The organism is Luteolibacter luteus (genome assembly GCF_012913485.1).
Taxonomy (GTDB): Bacteria; Verrucomicrobiota; Verrucomicrobiia; order Verrucomicrobiales; family Akkermansiaceae; genus Haloferula; species Haloferula lutea.
The window spans coordinates 3,631,652-3,656,155 of the sequence record NZ_CP051774.1 but is presented as its reverse complement, the minus strand read 5'-3'; the positions used below and the strand labels follow the sequence as shown (position 1 = coordinate 3,656,155).

Annotated in this window: 12 protein-coding genes; 1 reads left to right on the top strand and 11 read right to left on the bottom strand. The window is 59.2% G+C overall.

Annotated elements, in window-relative coordinates; all coding sequences use genetic code 11:
• Nucleotides 1-7 precede the first annotated feature (7 nt).
• From HHL09_RS15125 to HHL09_RS15085, 9 genes are all read right to left on the bottom strand, one after another.
• Nucleotides 8-1,453: a sugar transferase gene (locus HHL09_RS15125; RefSeq protein ID WP_169455461.1), complete on the bottom strand. Its 1,446-nt coding sequence runs from the start codon at nt 1,451-1,453 to the stop codon at nt 8-10.
• Between the two features lie 52 nt (nt 1,454-1,505).
• Nucleotides 1,506-2,507: a polysaccharide deacetylase family protein gene (locus HHL09_RS15120; RefSeq protein ID WP_205760852.1), complete on the bottom strand. Its 1,002-nt coding sequence runs from the start codon at nt 2,505-2,507 to the stop codon at nt 1,506-1,508.
• Between the two features lie 57 nt (nt 2,508-2,564).
• Complete coding sequence (locus HHL09_RS15115) at nt 2,565-4,847, bottom strand: GumC family protein (RefSeq protein ID WP_277349120.1); 2,283 nt, start codon at nt 4,845-4,847, stop codon at nt 2,565-2,567.
• Between the two features lie 102 nt (nt 4,848-4,949).
• Entirely contained in the window at nt 4,950-5,471 is a 522-nt protein-coding gene (locus HHL09_RS26685; protein WP_169455459.1) for an acyltransferase, read from the bottom strand.
• Nucleotides 5,468-6,562, bottom strand: a complete 1,095-nt coding sequence (locus tag HHL09_RS15105; RefSeq protein WP_169455458.1) for a Gfo/Idh/MocA family oxidoreductase — start codon at nt 6,560-6,562, stop codon at nt 5,468-5,470. Before HHL09_RS15105 ends, HHL09_RS26685 begins: the two co-directional genes overlap by 4 nt.
• Nucleotides 6,559-7,455, bottom strand: coding sequence for a sugar transferase (locus tag HHL09_RS15100; protein WP_169455457.1), 897 nt, complete (start codon nt 7,453-7,455; stop codon nt 6,559-6,561). Before HHL09_RS15100 ends, HHL09_RS15105 begins: the two co-directional genes overlap by 4 nt.
• Nucleotides 7,456-8,127: 672 nt before the next feature.
• Nucleotides 8,128-9,354, bottom strand: a complete 1,227-nt coding sequence (locus tag HHL09_RS15095) for a hypothetical protein (protein WP_169455456.1) — start codon at nt 9,352-9,354, stop codon at nt 8,128-8,130.
• 166 nt (nt 9,355-9,520) lie between these two features.
• Nucleotides 9,521-12,676, bottom strand: coding sequence for a choice-of-anchor D domain-containing protein (locus HHL09_RS15090; RefSeq protein ID WP_169455455.1), 3,156 nt, complete (start codon nt 12,674-12,676; stop codon nt 9,521-9,523).
• A 22-nt stretch (nt 12,677-12,698) separates the two neighbouring features.
• Nucleotides 12,699-15,683 (bottom strand): choice-of-anchor D domain-containing protein, encoded by a 2,985-nt coding sequence (locus HHL09_RS15085; protein ID WP_169455454.1) that lies wholly within the window; start codon nt 15,681-15,683, stop codon nt 12,699-12,701.
• 789 nt (nt 15,684-16,472) lie between these two features.
• On the opposite strand from HHL09_RS15085, the gene HHL09_RS15080 reads away from it, so the two are divergent.
• Nucleotides 16,473-21,893 (top strand): fibronectin type III domain-containing protein, encoded by a 5,421-nt coding sequence (locus HHL09_RS15080; RefSeq protein ID WP_169455453.1) that lies wholly within the window; start codon nt 16,473-16,475, stop codon nt 21,891-21,893.
• Nucleotides 21,894-21,974: 81 nt separating this feature from the next.
• Here HHL09_RS15080 and HHL09_RS15075 read toward each other — a convergent pair whose 3' ends face one another.
• Nucleotides 21,975-23,237, bottom strand: coding sequence for a S1 family peptidase (locus tag HHL09_RS15075; RefSeq protein WP_169455452.1), 1,263 nt, complete (start codon nt 23,235-23,237; stop codon nt 21,975-21,977).
• A 57-nt stretch (nt 23,238-23,294) separates the two neighbouring features.
• Nucleotides 23,295-24,389, bottom strand: a complete 1,095-nt coding sequence (locus tag HHL09_RS15070) for a lipid A deacylase LpxR family protein (RefSeq protein ID WP_169455451.1) — start codon at nt 24,387-24,389, stop codon at nt 23,295-23,297.
• Nucleotides 24,390-24,504: the final 115 nt, after the last annotated feature.

The window sequence follows — 24,504 nt, the reverse complement described above, 5'->3', positions numbered from 1 at the left end:
AATTTTGTTAGGCAGCCCCTCGACCAAGCAGGACGGCAGGAACGGTTTTCACCAGGATCTCCAGATCCAGCCAGATCGACCAGTTGTCGATGTATTCGTTGTCCATCTCCATCCAACGCTCGAAGCTCGTGTTGCTGCGACCGCTGATCTGCCAAACGCAGGTGATGCCCGGCTTCACGGAAAGGCGCTTGCGGAAGAGCCACTCGTACTTCTTGACCTCTTCCGGCAGCGGCGGACGCGGGCCAACAAGGCTCATCTCACCGTGAAGCACATTGAAGAGCTGGGGCAACTCATCGATGCTGGTCTTGCGGATGAAGCGGCCGATCCTGGTAATGCGGGGATCATTCTTCATCTTGAAAGCGGGGCCGTCCGCAATCTCATTGAGGTGCGCGAGCTCCTGCTTCTTTTCTTCCGCATCCACCACCATGGAGCGGAACTTGTAGATGCGGAAGCGGCGCTGATTCATGCCCACGCGATCCTGTGCGAACAACACAGGGCCCGGGCTGGAGGTCTTGATCAGGATCGCCACCGTGATCATCAGCGGCGCGAGCACGATCAGGGCAGTCAGGGAGACGACAGTATCCACCATCCGCTTGGCGAGCAGTTGCAGCAGCATCTGCTCGCGGAACAAAGTGACGACCTGCTCGCCTTCGAACTCCTCCAAATGGAGCGTTTTGAAAAGCGTGTTGTCCCGGAGTTCCGGCATGAGGCGCAGGACGATGCCGAGATCCCGTGCCAGCTGGACCACCTTCACGATATCGCTGAAGCGGGAATCCACCGGGAGGCAAACAATCATTTCATCCACCCGCTCGCGCTTTAGCACGGACTGCAGGTCATCGAGCACACCGAGGACCTCGCCAGGGATGCCGGGCATCTGTTGCCAAGCTTCCTGCGTGGCGGGCGTTTCTGCAACGTAGCCGACGATCTTGTAGCCAAGTTCCGGCCGGTCATCGATGCGCGCGGCAACCTCGCGGGCGCGTGAATTCGCGCCGATCACCAGCAGGAAGCGGTAGTTGTAGCCGGAGCGACGGGCACTCATCAGCATCATCCGCAGCGCGAAGCGGCTGATCACGCCGGCGAAAGTAACGGCTGCCCAGAAAAGCAGGATATTTCCGGTATTGATGCTGCGGAAGGAGAAGATCCCGCTAACGATCACCAGCCAAAAGGAAGCGAGACTCGTCGCTTTCAGAAGATCCTTCAGCTGCGTGGTCAGGGCTACAAAGCGGTCCGCCTTGTAACGAATGCAATAAGCAAAGATGCCGACCCAGCCGAGCCCGAGCAAGAGGACTCCAATGGTATCGCCCATGCGATAAGTCGCGGGGGCGACCGGACTTCCTCCCAAGAGAGCGATCTCCGGGCGGAAGTAGATGATCAAGGCTGCCACAGCGATGAGGATCAATTGATCCAACACGCGAAAACTATGGATCAACACCTTGTGACGAAGGCGAATCATGGGGGGACTTGGGGGGGGGAGGAGGATTCAGCGAGGGAGGGGCGGGGGCCGTTCAGGAAGGTGAATCAACTTCTCTGGACATAGTCATCATCGCGCCTTCGTACCATATCGCAAGCTCCTTTGCGAGGGGGTTCCAAAACTGGCCACGGTACTTGGCGCATAGGAAATCGAGGAACTCGCGGATCATCGCCGCGGGGTAATGGGACGAGGTCCGCCTCCCGGTGAAATCAACGTAGTCCGGGTGGATATTGACGAGAGCGAGCCCGCCGCGGCCAGCAATCCAGTCTAGCTTGCGCTTCCAGATCTCCGGTGTTTCCTCGCCCAGTAGCAGGAAAATGGTGGAGTCTTGGGGAAGCGTGTAGGGAAGCTCGACGTAGCCGCTTCCACCATCTCTCGCCCCGCGTCGGACGAGAAACGGAAAGATCGTCTGGGAGCCTTCGGGCTGGGGCTCGAAGGGGTCGGTATCGAAAGTTGAAGCGTCATAGATCACATCCAGATCATGGATCCAATCGAGTTGGCGGAGCATGAAGCCGGAACGGAAGCCAACTGCGTTCCACGACCTTAGGTAGCGGTTGATGCGCCCTGCCTTCCGGCGGAATCCCTCGCGAGATCCATAGAGCCTACCGTCATGATTAAGATCGTGAACGCCGATCTCGAAGCCCTTTTCCTCAAGCCATTTCCGAATCTCCGCGGGATCGTTGTAGCTGCCCTCGGGGATGAAGTTGAAGGATGAGCGGAGTCCGTAGGCGATCTCGATTTCCGCGAGCTCACGCACCTTTGCCAAACCGCCGCGGGATTCAACGTCGTGGGTGAATACGACGGCGAAATCCTTCCCGTTCGGCCAGCCCGGCCAACCGGCCGGAGTCGCACCCGCGGCCTCATTGATCGGCCAGATGGCCTCGCATTCTCGAATGATCCCGCGGGCCCGGCTACGGCGGACCGCCCAGCGGACGCTCCGGGGAACGAAAGGCTTCACCAGGAAATACGCCCGGGCAAGCAAGCCGGGGGAGCTAGCTGCCAGCGCTTGGTAGGCGGACACCATGGGTCGTGACATGGCGGTGCGGAGGGCGGGCCGGATAAGCGGGTGGCAGCCTCGCTTCGCTTGTCTTCTTCAGACGTCACCTAGGACCCAGCTGGGCGCGTGGGATTTGGCCTTGTTGAAGATGCAGGAAACATCGGCACGGCCCTTCACCAGTTCGGAGTAACCCCACTTGAGGGTCTCGCGACTGGTATCCTCGCCGTCCACGACCAGCAGCACCTTGTCCATCAAACCGGCCATCGCGACAGTCGGGCTGGTCTGGGCAAGTGCGGGCATGTCGAAAATAATGTAATCGAACTCACTCGCGCGGAAGTGGGGCAGAAGCTCGTAGAGATGCATCGGCCCAAAAGGACTGGCATTCGGGTCGCTCTTCCGGGAGGCCGCGCTGGCCAGGTAAAGGTTCTGGGAGCCTTCCTTGAAGCGCGTGTTCCGGGCAGCTTGCAGGGCGCCAACCAGCGAGTGAAGCGGCCTATTCCCGAACATTGGGTTGTCATCCGGAAACTCGGAGTTGAGATCCACCAACAACACCTTCGCACCATTCACCTCGGAGAAAGCCTTGGCCAAGCCGGCGGCAATGGTGGACGTGCCCGCGCCCGCCGAGAGACCGGTCACGGCCATCAGCTTCGGCTTGTGGGTCATGTTGTTGACCTGGAAGTTGAACACGATCCGGTCACGGATGGCTTCCGAGTAAGGATGGATGAAATGATCGTTTTTCGCGGGGAATTGATGGAAGCCATTGGCACCGCGGACCGCGGGCAGGTTGGGTTTTTCCCCTTCCCCACCGCTTTCGCTGCGATCATTGGCAATCAACAATGCCCCCCGGTGCTTCGGACGCACGTAAGGGATCGAAAGCATGAGCGGCAGTTGGAGACGAGACTCGATCTCGGTCGGGCGCTTGATGCGGCGGTCGATCACGAGTTCAAGGAGAAAAGCAAGGCCGAGTCCGGACAGCACGCCCGCACCAGCGAGGCCCAAGGCGATCTTGGTCGAGAGCTCGCTAAAGATCTGCTGCGGGGCAGAGGGGTGCTGAAGCACCGGGATGTTGGGAATCTGGGAAGGATCGAGCGTACGATCGACGCGAGCCTTGTTGAGGTTGGTTTCGAGCAAGCGGTACTCGGCATCTTCCATCTCTTTGCGACGCTCGAGTTCATCAATCTTAGGCTGCACCCCGGAAAGCCTCTTGATGCGGGCTTCCAGCTCGGTGAGATGGGTGCGGTAACGCTCGATGCGGGCTTCAAGCGCTGCCAAGGTATCCCGCTCCTTGCGCAGTTCCTGTAGCGGATTTGGAGGTTCATTCCCGGACGGAGCCGTAGCAGCTTCCATCGCGAGGCCGGGGTTTTTTTCAAGAACCGAGGCACGCTTCGCCTTGAGGCTGGCGACTTCCTGCTGATTGCGGATCACCTGCGCATTGCCGGAGGCAAATTTGCTACGAAGTTCGAAGCCCTGCTGCTGGAGCATTTCGATCTGCTTCGCCAGTTCCCGATACTCCTCGATTTCTTCGGGCTTCGGCGGGGCAGGGACCGGTTTCTCAGCCTTGGGGATTGGCTTCAGGGAAACGGAAGCCACGGCAGTCTCATCGGATTGGCCGGCAACAGCTAGATCCCGCTCCAAAGCACGGACCTTGGTGGCCTGCGCATCGCGCTCGGCTTCGGCGGACACAAGATCCTGCTTCGTCTTGTCGCGCTGGACGGCCAGGGACGAAGTCTCATCGGTCACGGAAAGGATGCCGGCCTCTGATTTGAGATCGTTCAGTTCATCTTCGGTCTGGAGAAGGCGATTGCGGACTTGATCCACCTGCTGAGCGACGGAGTCGAAAGCTCCAACCGAACGGTGGATCTCGAGGTGTTTGTTAAAGTAGCGCTTTACCACTTCCTGGAGCACATCCACAGCAAGCTGGGGATCCTCGTTACGATAGGTAACGTAGACCACGTTGCTGCCGCGGGTGGCCGGCATGACATCAAGTCCTCCTAACACCACGCCAGCAGCCGCGTTCACATGCGCCGTCTCCCCCAGCGTGGGCAGTAGACGGTCGGGCCCGATGGCTGCAGCCACTTCCTTCGCCAGGTCACGGCTCCGAAGGATCTCCAATTCGGTGTTCACAACCTGGTCTCCGCCACGACCGCCGGCTTCGACTTCGGACTCGTGCGAATCCACACCGCCGCGCTGCAGGACATACTTGATCGCGATCTTTGCCTGAGACTGATAGAGCGGCTTCCGGGTCACAAGGACGGCAGCCGCCGCACCGAAACCCAGGGCACTCATGAACAAGATTTTCCACTTATGCTTGAAAAGCACGTAGAGGATGTCCTGAAAACCGAAGGACCCTTTGGATCCATGGGGAACAGACTTTTGCATCACTAGGGGGTGTTATCGTTTTCAATCCGGAAGGGAGGTGGATCAACGATCCAAGGATCCGGTCAAGATACGGGGGAGGAAACCAACCAGAGATCGATGTCATCACGCGTCATTGGAATTTCCCTGTTCTGAGATTGTTTCCATAGCGGCGAGCGGTCGCGCCGGATTCCCGGCTACCACCATACCTGCAGGAACGCTCCGCGTGACGACGCTGCCAGCGCCAACCATTGCACCCCTGCCGATAGTCAGGCCACCCAGGATCGTACTTCCGGAGCCGATCGAGGCGCCCTTCTCCACGGTCGTTCTTTGGCAGGTCCAGTCGGCATCCGATCGCAACGAGCCATCGGCATTCGTAGCCCGAGGAAAGCGGTCGTTCACAAACATCACGCCGTGACCGATGAAAACCTCGTCCTCGATGGTGACGCCCTCGCAGATGAAGCTATGGCTAGAGATCTTGCAGCGGGCACCGACTTTCGCATCTTTCTGGATCTCGACGAAGGTCCCGACGCGCGAGTCATCGCCGATTTGGCAGCCGTAAAGATTTACGAAGCCATGCAGATGCACCCGCATCCCCAACCTCACGTCTGGGGCGATCCGGATCGCATCGGCAAGTTCTTCGATCATACGCCGGTCAATTTCAGTGAACGGAAATCAGCAGGAGGGCTTCGAAACCCGGGCAAGGACTGGACCCGCGAGGAAGAGAAAGGCACAGGACCGCCCTTGGAGTGAAGTGACTCGGAACTGGCTTCCAAGATCCTTACCATCTCAAGGCCACGGATCCCGCAGGTTTGAGGCACCAGCCCCTCGCGAACGCATCCGATGAAGTGACCGCACATGTTTTTCAGCGGCTCGCTCTGCTCGATGCGGGGGAGGTAGCAGTCCCCGTAATGGTAGGAGTACTGGAACTCGGCAAAGTTGTCGTAGTGGGGCGGACACTCCACTCGCACGTCGTAGATGCGGAGCTTTTCCAAGGGTTGGAGATCATCGTAGACGATCATCTTGTGAGTGCCGACGAAGGTCATCTGCCGGACCTTGCGCGGCTCCAGCCAGCTGCTCTGGACAGTAGCGAAGCGATGATTGCGGAAGGTGAGCGAGAGATTGGTAACGTCCTCGATCCCTGGATTGATGTTGGCATTGCCCTGGCAATTCACAAGCTGCGGGCACTCTCCCATCACATGGAGGATGATCGAGATGTCGTGCGGCGCGAGGTCCCAGGTGACATTGATATCTTTCTGGAAGAGGCCGAGATTGAGACGCTGGCAGTTGATGTATTTGATCTCACCGATTCCCCCCGCCCCGATGATCTCGGCGATTTTCCTGACCGGCTCGGAGTAGAGATAGGTGTGGCCCACCATCAGCGTGAGGCGCTTTTCCCGGGCAATCGCGATCAGCTCTTCGCATTCCTCCGAGGTAGAAGCCATCGGCTTCTCAATGAGCACGTGCTTGCCTGCAAGGAGTGCAGCCTTGGCGAGAGGATGGTGGGTTCTGACCGGCGTAGCGATAACCACCGCGTCGAGGTCGCAGGCGGCGAGCATGGCCGCGAAGTCCTGGAAGAAGGCGCTCTGCGGATAGAATATCCGCATGTGATCGATTCGGGTGGGATCGGTGTCACAGATGGCTGCCACGCGAGCGTCCTGATGGGCATCGAAGTTGCGGGCCAAGTTCGGGCCCCAGTAGCCGCAACCAGCGATCCCCACTGACAGGGGCTTGTTCATACATGATCCGAAAAGTGCCTGACACCACCGTAACCAAGAGTCGGGTGGCTGGCCGGAACTGGCAGCCCTTCCGCACGGCAATGTTGCCGCTGATGTGCCAGGCAATCTGCCATCTGCTGGACGAGCGCGAGCGGTGTCCGAACCATGATGGCCACATCAAGCATGGGAGATGATTTCCGGGCGTAGTGAACATCCATCGCGTTCATCTCACGGAAAGTGGTGCGATTCTTCCCCTTCACTTGCCACAGGCCGGTAAGGCCGGGCAGCACGGTGAAGCGTTCACGCTGTGAAGAGGTAAAGAAGCCGTATTCCTCGGCAAGGCAGGGGCGCGGTCCGACCAAGCTCATCTCCCCACGGAGAACATTCAGGAACTGCGGAAGCTCATCCAAGCCCGCCATCCGGAGAAAACGGCCACCCGGAATCAGACGCGAGTCGCCAAGGCAATCGAGCTTGACCATCGGTTGATCGGATTCAACCAAGCGCTCCACATGAGCCTCATGATGGGCCGTCGAGGCGCCATGCCGCATGGTCCGGAACTTATAGAGCGTAAACCGCCGGCCTCCCAAGCCAATGCGCTCTTGCCGAAAGAGAGCAGGACCGTGCGAAACTAGCCGGATCCAAAGGACCACCAGCCCGATCAAGGGAAGAGCGAAGGGAAAGCTCATGGCCACACAGACCATGTCGCTCCAGCGCTTCCATGTCGGGATTGGTTCCCGGCGAGCGCTGCCGCGCGGGCGGGGCGAAATGGAGACGCCAGCAGTGCGTTTCCTCAGGTGAAGACGGACGGGAAAGCTCGTCCGGTTCGTTGGTCGGTCGGGACGATCCGCGGGCTCGCTGGCTCGAGGGCGCGGGGAAAGCGCACGGATCCGCCGTTCCTTGAATTGCGTTCTCATCCTTGGGGGGGATTAAGGAGTGGATTGACGATGAGTTGAGAAAATCACATACTCAAGTTATCTAATATACCGCCTTTGGTGAGCAAGGGTTGCTGGAATCCTTATTCACGCTGCCGCCCTTGGTCGTTTAACGCTTTTCAGCGCCAAAACCTTCATACGACAGGCCGGGTAGTGACCTCCTCGCATGTGAGTCCGGGGGAGCTTCTACCACATCAGTCCCTCAAAGTAGAGAACGGATGAGATGCGCTTATCGGCTCTTCAGGGGCTCAAATGGGGGGGAGATTTGCAGGTTCGGGAGGGGGAACAGCAATAGTGTTTCTATCAGAATCGCAACGACCTACAAGCATTTATTGGAAGAACCACGTGGTCGTCTGTTACTTTTTTATAATAACTTAACTTAAGGATCGATGTCGTCCTCTTGAAAAGCGATTCGGAGGTGAGATACGATGATTCCTATGTTCCTGCTGGAGCTGGAACGGGAGAAAGCAGATGTGGGGGGTTTTAGGGGGAGGGAGTTCGGGATTAGCCAGTCGAATCCGAGATAATCAATTCGAGCAAGCTACATGCCAGATGAACCCGCCCTAGGTTTTCATTGATGCGTGATTTCCGAGGTTTGGGGTTTTCCAGATGCGGCGCCCGAATGCCGGGAAGCCGCACCCGAAGGAAAGCAGACTAGAACTCGATGCCGACACCTGTGGTCAGTTGCCATTGTGACCAGTCCTTCTGGCCATCGTTGGCGGCGTAGCGGAGCGAGCTTTCCCACGATACGCGATCGAGGAAAAGTTTCCGCCGGTAGGTCAGATAAGCATGAAAGAATTGGTCGTCCTCGCGGAGGGTAGCCACAGTACCCACTGCCTCGTAGTCGGAAAAGCTGATGCCGATGCCTGCTTCGAGGCTCCCTCCCCGGTCGAAATGCCTCACCAGGGCGGTGAAGAGGGAAAAGTCGTCGACGACATAGTTGGCATTCACCGGCGAAGGCACGGTGGCGTAGCCAATCGAACCTTTCAGGGTCCAGCGCTCGTTGATCAAGTACTGAACCTCGAGCGAGCCCGCCGGCCCGATCTCGTAATCGTCACCTTGCCGTGAGTTTTTGGCGAACTCGACACCGGCCGATGCATCAAAGAAGAAGCGTTCGCCCCACTGGTAGCGGACCTTGAGCAGGGCAGCGATGGCGTCGCGTTCACCGGTATTGTCTGACTCGGTGATGGTATAGCGGAGAGCGGGGCCAATCTGGATGCGTTCAGTCGCATCCCAAAGACCCGCGAGTTGGGTGGTATAGACATCCGCGCCGCTGCGGCCGCCGCTATCGTAGTCCGAAGAAGACGCGGTCCATGCCGCCTGAAGCGAGGTCCGGGGGGCAATCTGGTAGGTGCCCTTGATTCCGTAACTGAAGATCGAGCCTTCGACAAAGGTGCCCGAAAGACGATCCGCCGATGAGACTTCGCTGTAGTCTGCGAAGACCGTCAACGTCGTCCTGGAGCCTTGATACTTGAAGGCCACGCTACCGGATTGATTGATGCCGTTTAGGTCGGAATTGTTCCAGTAGGCGAGGAAGGTAGGCGAATACTTGGCCTCAAAGGAGTACCTCGCGTGACCTTCCGGATCGCTCCGGTAGCTGATCCACGGGGACACTGCGCCATAGAACTCGCTCTCGGTATAGTCGTCATCGAGGTAGAAGTTCGAGTCGTAGGTAGCCGAGGCATAAACGCCGAAATCGAAACCGCCTTTGATTGGCACTGCAACCGCATCCGGGATGGGAAACGGTTCGAAGAGCGCTTGGTTTCCGTCTGCGAGACGCAACGCGAAATCCTGAGCGAAACCTTGGGAACAGAGGAGCGCCGAAGCCAACACGACCACAGGGGAAAGCTCCTTCCGGGAATGCATGATGGGGGTGACCATGGGGGGAAGGTCTGGGTGGACGGTATAAGGTTTCCGCCCATGACTTCGCCCCGTCAAACCGATTCAGGCCATGCGGTATCTCACAAGGAATTCCATTGGTTAGAAGTTCGTTAGCTTTCTTAAGCAATTTACAATTTGGTTCCGAAATGAACGAACCGGAACACCTTCAGCGAGGCTGCAAGGAGAAGAATGCCTTTGGCTCCTGAATCGGAACCAGTAGATCCACGCCCCCTTGGGGGTTAATGGTCATCTGAGATTCAGACACCGGGAACAGCTGGAAGTTCGAGAAATCCGTCGCTTTCTTCACCGCAAGGGTAAGCACGAAATCCCCTTTTACCGGATCCTTCGAAAGGAGCGGCGTGTCGGGGTGCAGATCCTGGAGTTGCTGCTGGCTGTACAGTCCAGTGGCATTTGCTCCCGAACGGAGGATGGCCACGAGTTCCTCATCATTGACCTGCCAATCGAAGCCCAAGGCCTCCAATTGCAACTCCACGACATCGTTCAGGCCGTCGCCGTCCGTGTCGTCGGCAGCGGAGAGCGCCTGCCCCGTTAAGGTAACATCAAAGGGACTGCTCGATGCCGCATTGCTCAAGATCCGGAATATGGCGATGCGGCTGCCCGCCGCGACCGGTGCGAAGGCCACATTGAAAGCAATCGTTTGATCGATCCCGAGGACAGAGGGCAAAGGCGGAGCATCCACGGAGAATTCCCCCACGTCTCCGAAAAGCAGCGAAATCGACGTGAGAGTGAGGGCAGCGGTGCCGGTGTTCCGGATGAGCACGGTCTGAATCCCTCCGTTCGTGCTCACTGCAGCGTCGCCGAAGTGGATGCTCGCTGCACCACTGATAAGTCCGGTGCCTGGAGGTTGCTCCACCTCCATCTTTGGCGAGGGCGGATCCGGATCGAAGAGGAACGCCGCACCGCGATTCTCGGTAGCGCCATCCTCCAACGGCGCTCCCACGACAATATTCATCTGATCAATAGCGCAGGAATAGCCGAACCAATCGCCAGTCTTCTTCTCGGGGTTGTCGAGAATAGCCACCGGCAGCGCGGGGGTTGCGTAGGAGAGCTCATAAACGTAGGCGCTGCCGGTATCCCCCGCCCCGAGGTCCACCTCCGATGCGCCAACCACCAGACGGGTCCCGGACATCGCGAGAGAAATCCCGAAGTAGTCTTCCGGCTCCGGGGCGGGGTTGTCCAGGGTCAGCACAGGGACCGTCTGGGATTGCGACAAATCGAAAATATAGACGCTTCCCGAGTCGTTCGCGCCGGACTCATTCATTGGCGAGCCCACCGCCACATAGTTCCCTGAAATGCCCACGGTATAGCCGAACCCATCGCCCTCAGCGGGAGAAGGATCACGAAGGATCGCCACGGGCGTGGTGGGAGTGGGTGAGCTTGTATCGTAGATATAAACGCTTCCGGAATTCGTCGCTCCGGCGTCATTGCCATGGGCCCCGATTGCCACCTTGGTGCCGGAAATCGCCACGGAACAACCAAACCAATCGTCCAAGCCTGGCTCCGGATTGTCGAAGGTCAGGATGGGCACGGAAGGAGTGGCGGAAGCGAGATTGAAAACATAGGCAGAGCCCGCATCGACCATTCCTCCCACGTCATTTTTGAATGCCCCTGCCACAAGCAAGTTCCCGGACACCGCGAGGGCATTTCCAAACTGGTCCTGGACCTGCGGCACCGGATTCGGGATTGAGTAAACGGGAACCGTCGGCGTTCCTGAATTACGCTGATAGACGTAGATCGTCCCGGCATTCGGAGCCCCGCCGTCGTCCTGAGAAGCGGCCACGATGATCCGGTTTCCCGCCGCTGCCACAGCTCCCCCGAAGTAGTCGTTCAATACCGGCGTTGGATTCTCAAGCGTCCGCACCGGGAAATGCGGCGTGTCCGACGAGAAATCATGAACATAGACGCAGCCTGCATTCGAGGCGCCGCGGTCGTCATGGTGACAACCTACGACGACCATCGTACCACTGATCGCCACCGAGGTACCGAATTCTTCGTCGGATGAGAGGCTCGGGGTGTTGATGGAGTAGGAAGGCAGGGCGGGCGTGTTCGAATTCAGATCATGGACGTAGGCGCTCCCCGCGTCGCTGGCACCGGTGTTGTCACCGGGAGCTCCCACCACAAGCCGCGGTCCGGCGATGGCAACCGAACGCCCGTAAAAGTCGTTGTTCGCGGGGGTCGGATTGTCGATCACCAAGGACGGAATGAAAGGTGTCCCCGAGGAAAGAGCGAAAAGGTAAACCCTTCCGCAATCGAGGCCGCCTTGGTCGTCGAGATAAGACCCGACCACGAGACTCGATCCCTCGAGAGAAATCGCGGAACCAAAATGATCGTTCAAGGCAGGGGCCGGATTATGAATCGTCACAATGGGCGCAGCCGGCGTTCCTTCAGCGATATCGAAAACATAGCAAGCACCCGCATTTTGTGCGCCGGTGTCATCCTGAGGTGATGACACCACCACGGTGGTTCCCTCGATATCCACCAGCATGCCGAACTGATCGTTGGTCGTGGGCGTGTCATCGGCGAGCACCACGACAGGGATCAGCGGTGCCGACGAATTCGTCTCATAGATGTACGCCCTGCAACCATCCCCGCTGAGGTCTTCGGGCGCGGCTCCTATCGCAACGCGAATGCCGGACACTGCTACCGAAACCCCGAAGTTATCGCCGCCGGAGTTCGGGTTGTCGAACCGCAGAACGGGTGTGGCCGGAGTGGTGGAACCCAGATCAAAGACATAGGCGCAGCCCGTATCCAATTGCCCGGAGTCTCCCTCCGGGACCCCAACAACCACGAGATCTCCATCGATCGCCACCGCCGAGCCGAAGGTGTCATTCTGACCCGGATGGGGATTCTTGAACGTGAAAAGCGGCACGGTGGGCGTGGCGGCCCCAACATCATAGACGTAGGCGATGCCGACATCGTTACCACCAGTATCATCCTGCGGAGCACCGATCACCACGCGGGTTCCCGAGATCGCAATCGACCAGCCGAAGTAGCTCTCCCGAGAGGGGTTCGGATTTGCCAAGCAATACAGATGAGTCCCGGTCGTAACATCGTAGAGATTCACGACACCACTATCCGCTCCGCCGATGTCGTCATAGGGCGAACCTACCGCGAGGAGATTGCCCCCCATCGCGGCGCTTTGGCCGAGGCTGTTCCCCGCTTGGCGGGCGGTGCTCTGGGAACGGAACACTTGTTCCAAGGAATGGGGAATCGGAGCAGAATCCGCCCGCGGGAGCCCTGCCATCGCCAGGCCGAGGACCAGGAGAATCGTGAGAGGCAGGCGATGGAGGGGATGCTGCATGGGAGGGGAAGCAGGAGGACCCTTAATCCGTTTCCAGCCGGTAGTAGGCGGCGTTATCTGTTCCGCTGAAGCGGAGCTCGAGCTCACCCTGCAGGTTGATCGAGGCCTGTGGAACCGTCATTGGAAATGGAACGTATGTGGAGAAGTCGGACGATTTGGTCAGAGCCCACTTCAATCTCAAGGTCGAGGACTCCTTGGAAATCTCGGGCCCTAGGAGGCGGAGCGCTTGGACCTGTCCAGTCGAGTGGAATCCAGCGGCGCTCAAGTTCGCTTGAAAAGAATCCACCAGACCGGGGTCCGGGTTCTGCCAGTCGAATCCGAAAGAGGCCATGCGCAGTTCCGCTACGTCATTGAGGCCGTCTCCATCGGTATCCTGCGCGGAAGAGAGCCCTTGGCCCGTAAGCACAATCGTGAAGGGGTTCTCATTCGCGTCGCCGTTCTCAATCCGGAGCGTGGTGCTGCGGAGGCCGGAGGCCGACGGATTGAAAACCACCATCAGAACGGCATCATCATCCGCAGGGATGATTGCGGGTACTTCGGATCGGGAAACGGTGAAATCTTCGGAATCCCCACCGGCAACGACGATCCCCGTGATCGGGAGACCGGTAATGCCGGTATTCAGGATCGTGAAACTCAAGCTCGCCCCGCCGTCCTGTCCTATCGCGACCGCGCCAAAGTCCGCGGCTCCGCCACTGATGAGTTCGGCAGCTCCGGGCCCTTCCACGGCGATTTCCGGAGCGGCAGGCCCAAAGATGTAGGCAGCTCCCTTGTCCGTCGCAGTCTTGTTATCCAAGGGCACGCCGACCACCACGATGGAGCCGGAAACTCCAACCGAGGAACCGAACTGGTCGCCATTGGTGGGAGTATTCTTCGCCAAGGTAGCCGATGGAATCGTCGGAGTGGCAGAGACCATATTGAAGGTGTAAGCCCGGCCCGAATCCGTGGGGCTATTGTCCAGATGTGCCCCGACAACCACGCGGGGTTCTGCTACCGCGACCGCTTGGCCGAACCGGTCGTCATTAGAAGGACTGGGATTGGGAATCGTGAAGACAGGCTGATGCGGTGTGGCAGCACCCAGATCGTAGACGTAGACGGAACCCGCATCGGTCGCGCCGGTATCATCCGCAGACGCAGCGACCACCACGCGGTTGAAAAAGACAGCCACCGCGTTGCCGAAGCCATCCTCCGCAGCCGGGCTGGGATTGGAAAGGGTCAGCCACGGAATCGTGGGAAGGTTCCCATCGAGATCAAAGACATAGGCCGTGCCGGAATTCGTCGCGCCTACATCATCCCTCATCGCGCCCACGATCAACCTCGTGCCGGAAATTCCGACCGAACAACCGAACCGGTCGTCCACAGCAGGCGTCGGGTTCGGAATGATGAATACGGGAACCGCGGGATTCTCCGAGGAAAGATCGAAGACGTGAACCACGCCTGAGTCCACCGCGCCCATATCATCCAAGGGCGAGCCGACCGCAACGAGACTCCCCGAAACGGCAACCGCGGTTCCGAAACCATCCCCCGCCTCAGGAGCAGGATTGGGAAGCACGTGCGCCGGAGAAGTCGCGGGCCCTGCGGAGAAATTGTAGCTATAAACCGATCCCGCGTTCGGGGCTCCAGCGTCGTCACCCGGCGCACCAATCACGATCCATGGAGCGCTTGCGGCAACGGCAGCTCCGAAGGCATCGTTGAAGGCCGGGGTCGGATTCTCGATGAACGCCAAGGTCGCGCTCGGCTTCGACGATGCGAGATCATGGACGCTCACCCGCCCCGCTCGCGTGGCACCGGAGTCGGAATCCGGCGATCCAACCACAACGAGATCTCCCGAAATGGACACTGCACTTCCAAAGTGATCCGCCGAGCCTTGGTGCGGGCTATCCAGCGCCGCCACGGGATTCGCAGGAATCTCGCCGCTCAGGTCATAGACATAGGAAATACCGGAATCCAGATCGCCGGTGTCATCACGCCAAGCCCCCACCACGATCCGGTTCCCCGAGATGGAAACGGCATTTCCAAAATAGTCGTCCTCGTCGGCCGTCGGTCGGGAAAGCACCACACTCGGCACGGTCGGGGTGACGCCACCGAGATCAAAAACATAGCATGCGCCGGTATTGGCCGCCGGAGTATCATTCCGGTAAGCCCCCACCGTGAGAAGATTCCCCGAAATCGACACACTGGTTCCGAAGTAGCCTTGCGCCTGCGGGACTGGATTGGAAAGCGTGTGGAGCGGCTGGGTCGGCGTGCCGGAAGCGAGATCGAAGATGTAGGCGTTTCCGGAATTCCATGCATCCGCGTCGCTCGCCTCCGCGCCAACCGCCAGCAAGGAGCCGGACATGGCAAGCGAGTTGCCAAAGCAATCATTGCGCTCGGAGTTCGGCTTTCCCAGCGACATCCATGGAACACCGGGAACCTGGCCATCCACGTCGAAGACGTAGACTCTCCCGGCTTTGGAACCACCGGTTCCATCATGATAGGCCGCCACCGCGACTTTCGATCCGGAAACCGCCACGGAGACACCGAAGCAATCGTTCTCTGCCGGACCCGGATTCTCCAGGACGAGCACCGGATCGGTGGGCGAAGAGCTGCCGATATCATAGACATAGGCCCGGCCGGAGTTGGTTTCGCCGGCGTCATCGAGCCATGCGCCGACCACGATCAGGTTGCCATCAATCGCAACGGAATGTCCAAACTGGGCACGCTTGGAGGAGGCAGGATTATTGAAAGTGAAGACCGGGACCGAAGGCGCAGCGGAAGCGATGTCATAGACATGCACCCGGCCCGAGCCGGAATCATCGCCAACAGGCTCATCCGAACCAACAATCACTTTTGTTCCCGAGATGGCCACCGCTCCGCCAAAGTAACCGAAGGGGGTCCCGCTCGGGCTCTTCAACCGCTGCAGCAGGTTGCCATTCGCGGTGTCGTAGATCTTCACCACCCCGCAGTCCAAGGCGGAGATGGGATTCTCGTCGAATAGCGGTGATCCGACCACCGCAACACTCCCTGACACCGCAACGGAAAAGCCCTGTTGTTCGAATTGTTGGGGAAGAGTCTTCGGCGCGTGAAACGAATACCTCAAGGTATCCGGGATCTGCGCGGACAAAAACGATGCGGTCGCGGAGATCCCAAAGAGGATCCGGGCAACTAGACCGAATGCATGAGGGGGGAGGCGGTGGGACATGCGGGACTCGGACCGGGGGAACAGGCGAACCTTCAAGCCGGGGATAAGCAGCACCAATCGCGCCAGATATGATAGCACTGGTGATGGAAAACCGACGGGGTGGGAGGGGGAGGGAAAAGAATCGGCATGGTTTGTCTTGGGACACCCATCGCTTTCGGCATGGAACCGCGGCAACCAGAAGCCCTCGGAACCTTGCTGTTAGCGCCGGAAATCCTTGTGAGTGGGCCGCGAAATACCCTCCCCCGGAAGTATCCGCGACGGCCTTGCTTCTAGGGCCATTAGAAAATCCAAGGCAGAACAGCCAGTCTTTTTTAGGTTTCCGGCTTAGATACAGTCTAGGAATTCGCCCAAGAATCGGAAGCAGAGAAATTAAACTTATCTTATCTTTTCCTCCGGAAGCTGCCTGTCTATCAAGGACGAGAAGACTTCAGGAATCCCTGCAGCAAGCATTGCCACGATCATTACAATCCTTAGAAAAAACATAGTCCGCTGTAATCCCGGTACGGAATTTGCCTTGATTTATTTCATATCTTCTCACAGCCTCCATACGTCCCCCCTCCACCCTAGAATGGCTGGATTGCCCTGCAATCCTTCCCCTTCTAAACAACCTCATCGCTCGTGCATTCCCCCCGATTGCTGCACCTGAGACACCTGTGCCTGTACGGTTCCACCCTTCTCGCCGTGGTACAATTGGCATTGGGCACCTCCCCTTCCGGTCTCAATGGTCCAGAGCCCGTCGGTCCGTTCTTTAATGGCACCTTCCCTGCCACAGCTCCCGGCGATCCCTCCGGCTGGGCGGTCGAGAACGCCTTTCCGAACCTGACTTTCACGGATCCGATGATGCTCGCGGAGATTCCCGGCCAGAGCCAATTCCTGGTGGTCGGAAAGAACGGGAAGATCTGGCGCTTCCCAAAGAGTTCTGCTGCGACGATGGCACAACGCATCGAGGTACTCGACCATACGGCGAAGACAGAGACCTCCGAGGACCAAGGTTTCTACAGCTTGGCCTTTCACCCCAACTTCTCAGTGAACGGTGCCCAGGGTCAGAACAAAGTGTATGTCTGTTACAGCCGCCGGGCCTTCGAGGGAGTGGATGACAATGACCGGACTTACTGGACGGTCTCTCAGTTCACCTGGCTTCCCTCTTTGGGCACGCTCGATCCAAACAGCGAGTCGATCTTGATCTCCCAATACGATCCGCACCGCTTCCACAACGGCGGAGCCACCTTCTTCGGCGACGACGGCTTCCTTTATATCACCGTCGGCGATGGGGGCTTGGGCGGAGACGCCCTCGATAATTCGCAACGCATCAACGTCGGCCTGTTTGGCGGCATGCTGCGCATCGACGTGAACAACGACCCGGCGAAGTCGCATGCGATCAGGCGCCAACCCACCGAGGATTCGCTGTGGGAAATCAATCCCCGCCCGGCGGAGTGGCCCGCAAGCTTTACCCAGGGATACGGCATTCCGAACACCAATCCCTTCCAGAACGCCGGAGGATCGGTACTGGAGGAGTTCTACGCGATCGGCCTGCGCAGCCCTCATTCCGCGCATTTCGATTCCCAGACCGACGAGATCTGGGTGGGCGAAGTGGGCGAAGGCAACCGCGAGGAACTGACCCGTGTCGCGAATGGCAGCAACTGCCAGTGGGCCTACAAAGAGGGCACGCGCAATACTTCCAAGATCAAGCCTTCCCCCTTGATCGGCACGGAAATGATCCCGGTGCACGAGTATGATCACTCGGTGGGATCCAGCATCATCGGCGGGATGCGCTACCGGGGCACCAAGTGGGCCAGCTATCTGGCTGACAAGGTAATCTTTGGCGACCACGTCCGCGGCCGGATCTGGAGCCTCGAGCTTACTTCCGGGGCTCCCATCGTCACCGAGATGGTTTCATCCTTCGATACCGGTTACAAGAAGGGCCTCTGTGGCTTTTTCACGGATAGCGCGGGCGAGATCTACATCATGAACCTGGCGGGCACCAATAGCCCGAACGGAAAGATCATGAAGCTGGCGCTTCCCGCCATCTCGGCCGAGCCGCCACAGCTTCTTTCGCAAACCGGAGTCTTCACCAACCTGGCGACTCTTTCCACGGCCGCGGGTGTGATTCCTTACGATGTACCGAACCCGCTGTGGTCCGACGCCGCGGCGAAGAAGCGCTGGGTGATCCTGCCGAACAATGGCAGCTTCGATACGCCTGCCGAGGACATCGTCTTCAGCGAGGAGGGAAACTGGGGTTTCCCGGCTGGCACGGTCTTCGTGAAGCACTTCGAGGTGAGCACCAGCGCTTCCGATCCATCGGCCGTCAAACGATTGGAAACCCGCTTCTTGGTCTGTACCGCGAATGGCGGCAAGTATGGCTTCACCTACAAGTGGAACGAAACCGGGACCGACGCGGAACTCATGGAGCACGGTCTGGAGGAGGCCTACAGTTTCACCAAGGCCGATAACAGCATCGAGCAACGCTTGTGGACCTTCCCTTCCCGCGGCGACTGCATGATCTGTCACAATGACACCTCGGGGCAGGCGCTCGGCTTCCGCACCGCCCCTCTCAATTCGAACTACCACTACGCCGCCACGGGCCGCACGGCCAACCAACTCGCAACGCTGAACTCGCTGGGCGCCTTCAACGTGACGCTGACGGCGACACAACTGGCAAACTACATTGAAGCGCGCGGGTTGGATGACCAGACCGCCCCGCTGGAGCACCGGGTGCGTTCGTATCTCGACACGAACTGCTCGCATTGCCACCAGCCCGGCGGCGCTGGCGATGGATTCGATGCACGCCTTGGCACACCCCTCAATCTTCAGGACATCATCAATGGCATCCCGGATCGCTACGAATCGCTCGGTCCGGACGGACGCTACGTGGTGCCGGGAAATCCTTCCCTCTCCGCGATCTTCGTCCGTGCCGGTGCGGTGGATAACGGGGATGCGATGCCACCGCTGGCCAAGCATATGGCCCATGCCAATGGGATAGCCGTACTACGGAGCTATATCGATAGTCTGACGCCCTCCCAGTTTGTTCCTCCGCTTGGTTCGGGTCCGCAGGCACGCTTTGTCCGCCTGACCTCTCTGAGCGGCAAAAGCCGTTTCGCAGCGGTCGGGGAGTTTTCCATTCTCGATGCCGACGGGGTGGCAATTCACCCTGGCCAAGCAAGCGTCACTTACACCAAGGGCGGAGTAGCCGCCACTTCGATGCCCGGTTGTCTGCCCTCGGAAGCGAGCGACGGAAACCTGGGATCCTCGACCAATTTCTGGCAGAGCTACAAGGGCACGACCAATGCAGAAACACCGGCTCACCCTCATGAGCTGACCTTCGATCTCGGCACCAGTCGCGAGATCGCAGGTTATATCTATTATCCCCGCCCGACTTCGGATGATGGCCGCATCTTCCAATACAAGGTGGAATACAGCACCGACGGGACGAACTGGACAACCTTCGACTCCGGCACGTGGGCAAATGTCGCAACCCCGCAAACCTTCGCGCCCGGCTACAACAAGCGTGCCACACGGGCGCAAATCGCCGGCCCCTCGCAGTCGGTTGCCCGTGATTTCGATGTAACCGTGGTCTTCGACATGGACGTCACGGACTTCACGCCGTCCGACCTCCAGGTCACAGGAGGAACTGTCAGCTCGCTCCGCGGATCCGGATACTACTATGTAGCTAGTATTTCCCCTGCCAGCGGAGCCGCCAACGTATCCGTATCCGTTCCCGCCAACGTGGTGAATCCCCAAGGCAAAGGCAGCTTCGCTTCGGGCATGGTTCCCGTGACCATCATCACGGACACCACCGCGCCTTCCGACCCCACCGGGCTGGTGGCGACGCCAACCCTGCTCTCGGTGGGTCTTTCCTGGGACGCCTCCACCGATGACGTGGCCGTGACAGGCTATCAAATCCGACGCGGCGCAACGCTGCTCGCAACGGTTCCAGGAACCAGCTATACGGACAGCGGCCTCGACTATAACACGCCCTATACCTACTCGGTGACCGCCGTGGACGCCGCGGGCAATGTCTCCGGCGCCATCCAGATTTCCACCGCCACCCTGCCAGATCTCACAGCTCCTTCCTCACCGCAAAATCTGACGGCTACTCCGAACACCGGATCGGTGGAGCTCGCATGGGCGGCCTCGACCGATGACGTCGGCGTGGATGCCTACCAGATCACCCGGGACAACGTCGTGGTCGCCACGGTCCAGAATCCGGGATTCATCGATAGCGGCCTGCAAAGCGGAACCACCTACAACTACAAGGTCGTCGCGCTTGACGAGGCTAACAACGCATCCGAACCGGCCATGGTTTCCTCCACCACCTTGGGCGATTCCATCGCGCCTTCTCCGCCGGCGGATCTGGCAGCGGCCCCCGCCTTGACCTCCGTCACACTCACTTGGCTCGCCTCTACCGATAACGTGGAGGTCACCGGCTATCGGGTGAAGCGGGGCAGCCTCACTGTCGCCACTGTAACGGAACTTAGCCACACGGATACCGGACTGAACATCAACACGCCTTACGAGTATCAGGTCATCGCTCTGGATGCGCAGGGCAACGAATCGACACCCGCCACGGTTGTCACAGCCACCTTGGCCGACACGCAGGCACCGGCTAGGCCATTGACTTTCACCGCGACACCCTCGACCCAATCGGTTCAGCTTTCCTGGACCGCTTCTACGGACAATGTGGAAGTCACCGGCTACCGGGTGAAGCGCGGCAATCTCACCTTGGCCACCGTCCCGGGGCTTGGCTATACCGACGTCGATCTCGACCCGGATACCTCCTATGACTACCACTTGATCGCCGTGGACGGCAACGGCAACGAATCGCTACCGGCCACGCTTTCGACCAGTACCCTTGCCGACACCGCGGCCCCGACGACGCCGGACTCCTTGGTCGCGGCGCCTTCCGTTCAGTCGGTCCAACTAAGCTGGGGTGCCTCCAGCGACAACATCGCGGTGACCGGTTACCGGATCCTGAGGAATGGCACGGTCATCGCCACCGTCCAAAGCCTGGCTTACAACGATGCCGGGCTGCAACCGGACACTAGCTACAGCTATCAGGTCATCGCGGTGGATGCCGCCGACAATGCTTCCGCTGCCGCTACGGTTTCGACCTCCACTCTCAGCGACTCGTCCGCACCCGAGATTCCGGGCGATCTGGCCGCGACGCCGCAACTCATGTCGATCCAGCTCGTCTGGAGCGTTCCGGCCGACAATGTCGGGGTCACCGGCTATGAAGTGCGCCGCGACGGACAGTTGCTGGCGACAGTGGAGGATCCGGCTTACATCGACACCGGCCTGCAACCGGCGACGGCCTACAGCTACGACGTCAGGGCTCGCGACGCTGCTGGCAACATTTCCAGCCCGGCCCTGCTGGGCACCTCGACCTTGGAGGATACCGCGAATCCCTCCTTGCCCGGGAACCTCAATGCCTCGCCCGAATACCATTCCGTGGCACTCATCTGGGACGCCTCTTCCGACAATGTCGGCGTGATATCCTACGAGATCTGGCGCGATGCCGAATTGATCGGTTCGGTCTTGAATCCCTCCTACCTCGATAGTGGCCTTGCCGATGGGACAACCTACGTCTTCAAGGTCATCGCGGTGGACGCTGCCGGGAACAAGTCGGCAGCAGCCGAGGTCCAAGTAGAAACAAAGGGCTTCGAGGACTGGCTGGACGAAAACAATCTCCCCGGCGCGGTCGCTGGCGATTCCGACGGCGGCAGCTTGGATAACCTCACCGAGTACTACCTCGGCATGAACCCGAACGATTCTGCCGATGATCTCGGCTTCCGCATCCTCTGCGTTCCGACGCCAAACCATTGGGAGATCACCTTCCCCAAGCTAGTCCCGCGCGGCAGCTTCCATCTGCACGTGAGCGAGAGCATCGAAAACATCGGAAGCCCGCTTAAGCGCGTCCTAACCATCACCTCGGAAGAGATCGAACAAATGACGCCTGCTGAGAGAAGCACGCACATCGAGACGATCACACCTCCTGGAGCGCGTGGATTCTTCCAGCTCTTCTTCGAACCGGACGCAGATTGAATTCACAGACCGTGGAGTCCACGAAGCACCCCCGGTTTTCTCACCTTGGGACTTTGCAGGGAGCAAGACCACCTGAGGATATCAGCGCAGTTCCTGCACGGACTCCTCGTAAGCCTTGTCGATCTGCTCGCGCTTCTTGATCTCGGCAAGGGCGCTCTCGCGGTGGAACCAGGTGTAGCTCTCGGTGTTGAAGGCTGACATCTGCGCCCGTGAGCGGTGCCGCGCTCCATCAAGGATGCCGTAAAGACGTTTCTTGCGGTCGCTCTCGCTGAAGCGTTGGCCACCGCTGGTCTGGTCCGAAATCCAAGTCTCCAGGCCCCGGATGTCCCTGGCCAGGGGATTCTGGCTGAGACGCCGGAAAACCTCGCTGTTCCACTGATCCGGCTGAAGGGCCGCAATCATCAGTTCTGATTGCTCCTGCACCGCGAGCAACGCCTTTCCTTCCTTGAGGAAAGCCTCCACCGGAATCTTCTTCCAGTCCCACATGCGATCAAGGCGGCATCCAAAACGCCGCACCTCCGAATAGCGGGTTTCCTGAGCCCAGAGATCTTTTCGCTCTGCGGTGAGGTGAGTCACCACACCAATGGCTTGGCGCGTCTTACCATCGAGAATCGGGCCCCCGCTGTTTCCTTGAATGACCTGGGCATCGATCTCGATCGACTCAGCCCCGACTCCCATGATCTTTCCTTCTTCGAAGCCGACGGTCCCTCCACCACCTGCGTTACCCGAGGCGAAGACGGGCTCGCCCACCTTGGCCATCCCGGTTTCCGGAGCGATCTCCAGCACCTGTGGCACCGTCTCTTCCAAGGGAAGCCTCACCAAGTCGGCACCTTCTGCCGCCTCCAGCATTCCAAACTTCCGCACCACCGTGCCGTTTCTCAGCTTTACTTGGAGTCGCGCGTTTCCGGACAGGACATGGGCCGCGGTGTAAAGATAGCTCTTCCCCTCCGACTCACAAAAGAAGCCGGTGCCATTTGAGCGGTCACCTTCGATCACAGCAATGGCCTCCGCCACCGACGCATCGGCGAGGACAGCTTTTTTCCCCGCAACCGGGGACGCGCTTCCGTAAAGATCCGTCCAGATCTCCGGCCACTCGGAACTCTTGAGTTCGGTGTCGCCCGCGGCATGGGCGAAGGAGATGACGCCATCTTCAACCTTCTTCACCACCACCGACTCATAAGTCTTTCCCCGCTTGGTCTGAATGCTGCGGAATCTCATCCCCGACGCATGCTCCCGCACCAATTCCTGTAGCTTGGCGTTCTCGGCCTTGAGATCGGCGATTTCATCGCCTCTCAAGGGGCTGAGGGCCGCGAGACCTACCAAGGCCACGCGGGGGGATATCATCCTGAGCATCCATCAAGGATGCATGTCCGGCAGCGCCGTGCAATCCGGAAGAGATCGTTAAAAGCGCAGCCGCAAGGCAACCGACCCAAAATCGGACCCGTCCCCACGCTGCTCCTCGTACTCGATCGTCCGCCAAGTGTGGACGTAGCTCAGCTCGACATCGCGATAGCGTATCCCCGCACCACAGAAGACTTCACCGACAAAGGGTTCGCGGTGATTCCCGGTCTTGAAATCGCTGAACAAGGGGCCGTCCAAGGTTGCATCGTGAGCGATCGCCCGACCGGTGGTCCCGAACAGCAGATAAAGGGACCAATTTCCCACATAAGGGTCATTGGTATCGAAGTAGAGGTTCGAGTAGGCGGTCTCCGAAAGCCGCGGGTCGGAAAAGTCCGGGGGAAGATTGAAACCCAGGCGGAAAAAGCCCCCGAGATGGGCGGAGGTCCGGAAGGTGCCGAGGCGGGTGCCCCACTCCGTCAGACCGTCTGCCCGGAAAGCTCCGTAGTTCCACTTGATGAAATCCGCCCGCCGCTTCTGCACGAACATCAAGTCCGCCGTGATCTCGTTCGGGATCTGGTAGTCCCAGCCGTTGAATTTATCGATGCCGCGGATGCTGTGGATGAAATCCTGGGAATTCTCCGCCAAGGAATTCGAGCCGGTAGTACCCACGATGAACTCGATGGAATTCAGGATGTTGTCATCCTTCACGTGGAGCGAGTAACCCAAGGCCAGCCAGCCGGCGTAGCGCCGCTCCCCCGGCGGCTGCACATACGATGAGGCCGTTTCCGGCGTGAACATCAGCTGCGTGAGGGAGAAGCCGTAGTTGTACTGGATATCGTCCGGATCCTTGAAGCCGGTGATCTTCTGGAGAAATCCTAGGCTATCCGGGTCTCCGGAAAGACGCCGCAAACCCTGCTGGAAGAAATTCAGATCTTCGACATCAAGGTTCGGCGAGATCCATGACATCCGGACTCCATTCGTATAGTCCTTGTCGTTGTCACCGAAGAGATCGTTGTCGAAGTAGAAGGTCAGGTAGCCTTTGTCGCTGACATCCGGCAGGGGCCGGTCCCGGTCCGAATCGGGGACCTGTGCCTGAATCGCAAAAGGCAGCGACAATGCTGCTGCCAGTACATAACGGAGCATGGATTTATTCATCTGCTGAAAAAGTTGGGGCGGGCACCCCTCCCCGAGCGCCCGCCCCGCCACGGTGTTACCCGCGGCAAATCTTTTCATTGGCCGGTTTTCCCAGCTCCCCGCTTCGTCTCGCGGG

Excerpts from the sequence above, each read along its gene's own strand:
- HHL09_RS26685 (WP_169455459.1), bottom strand. The coding sequence starts at position 5,471 with ATGATCGAAGAACTTGCCGATGCGATCCGGATCGCCCCAGACGTGAGG.
- HHL09_RS15120 (WP_205760852.1), bottom strand. The coding sequence starts at position 2,507 with ATGTCACGACCCATGGTGTCCGCCTACCAAGCGCTGGCAGCTAGCTCC.
- HHL09_RS15095 (WP_169455456.1), bottom strand. The coding sequence starts at position 9,354 with ATGGTCACCCCCATCATGCATTCCCGGAAGGAGCTTTCCCCTGTGGTC.
- HHL09_RS15115 (WP_277349120.1), bottom strand. The coding sequence starts at position 4,847 with ATGCAAAAGTCTGTTCCCCATGGATCCAAAGGGTCCTTCGGTTTTCAG.
- HHL09_RS15090 (WP_169455455.1), bottom strand. The coding sequence starts at position 12,676 with ATGCAGCATCCCCTCCATCGCCTGCCTCTCACGATTCTCCTGGTCCTC.
- HHL09_RS15125 (WP_169455461.1), bottom strand. The coding sequence starts at position 1,453 with ATGATTCGCCTTCGTCACAAGGTGTTGATCCATAGTTTTCGCGTGTTG.
- HHL09_RS15105 (WP_169455458.1), bottom strand. The coding sequence starts at position 6,562 with ATGAACAAGCCCCTGTCAGTGGGGATCGCTGGTTGCGGCTACTGGGGC.
- HHL09_RS15075 (WP_169455452.1), bottom strand. The coding sequence starts at position 23,237 with ATGATATCCCCCCGCGTGGCCTTGGTAGGTCTCGCGGCCCTCAGCCCC.
- HHL09_RS15100 (WP_169455457.1), bottom strand. The coding sequence starts at position 7,455 with ATGAGAACGCAATTCAAGGAACGGCGGATCCGTGCGCTTTCCCCGCGC.
- HHL09_RS15070 (WP_169455451.1), bottom strand. The coding sequence starts at position 24,389 with ATGAATAAATCCATGCTCCGTTATGTACTGGCAGCAGCATTGTCGCTG.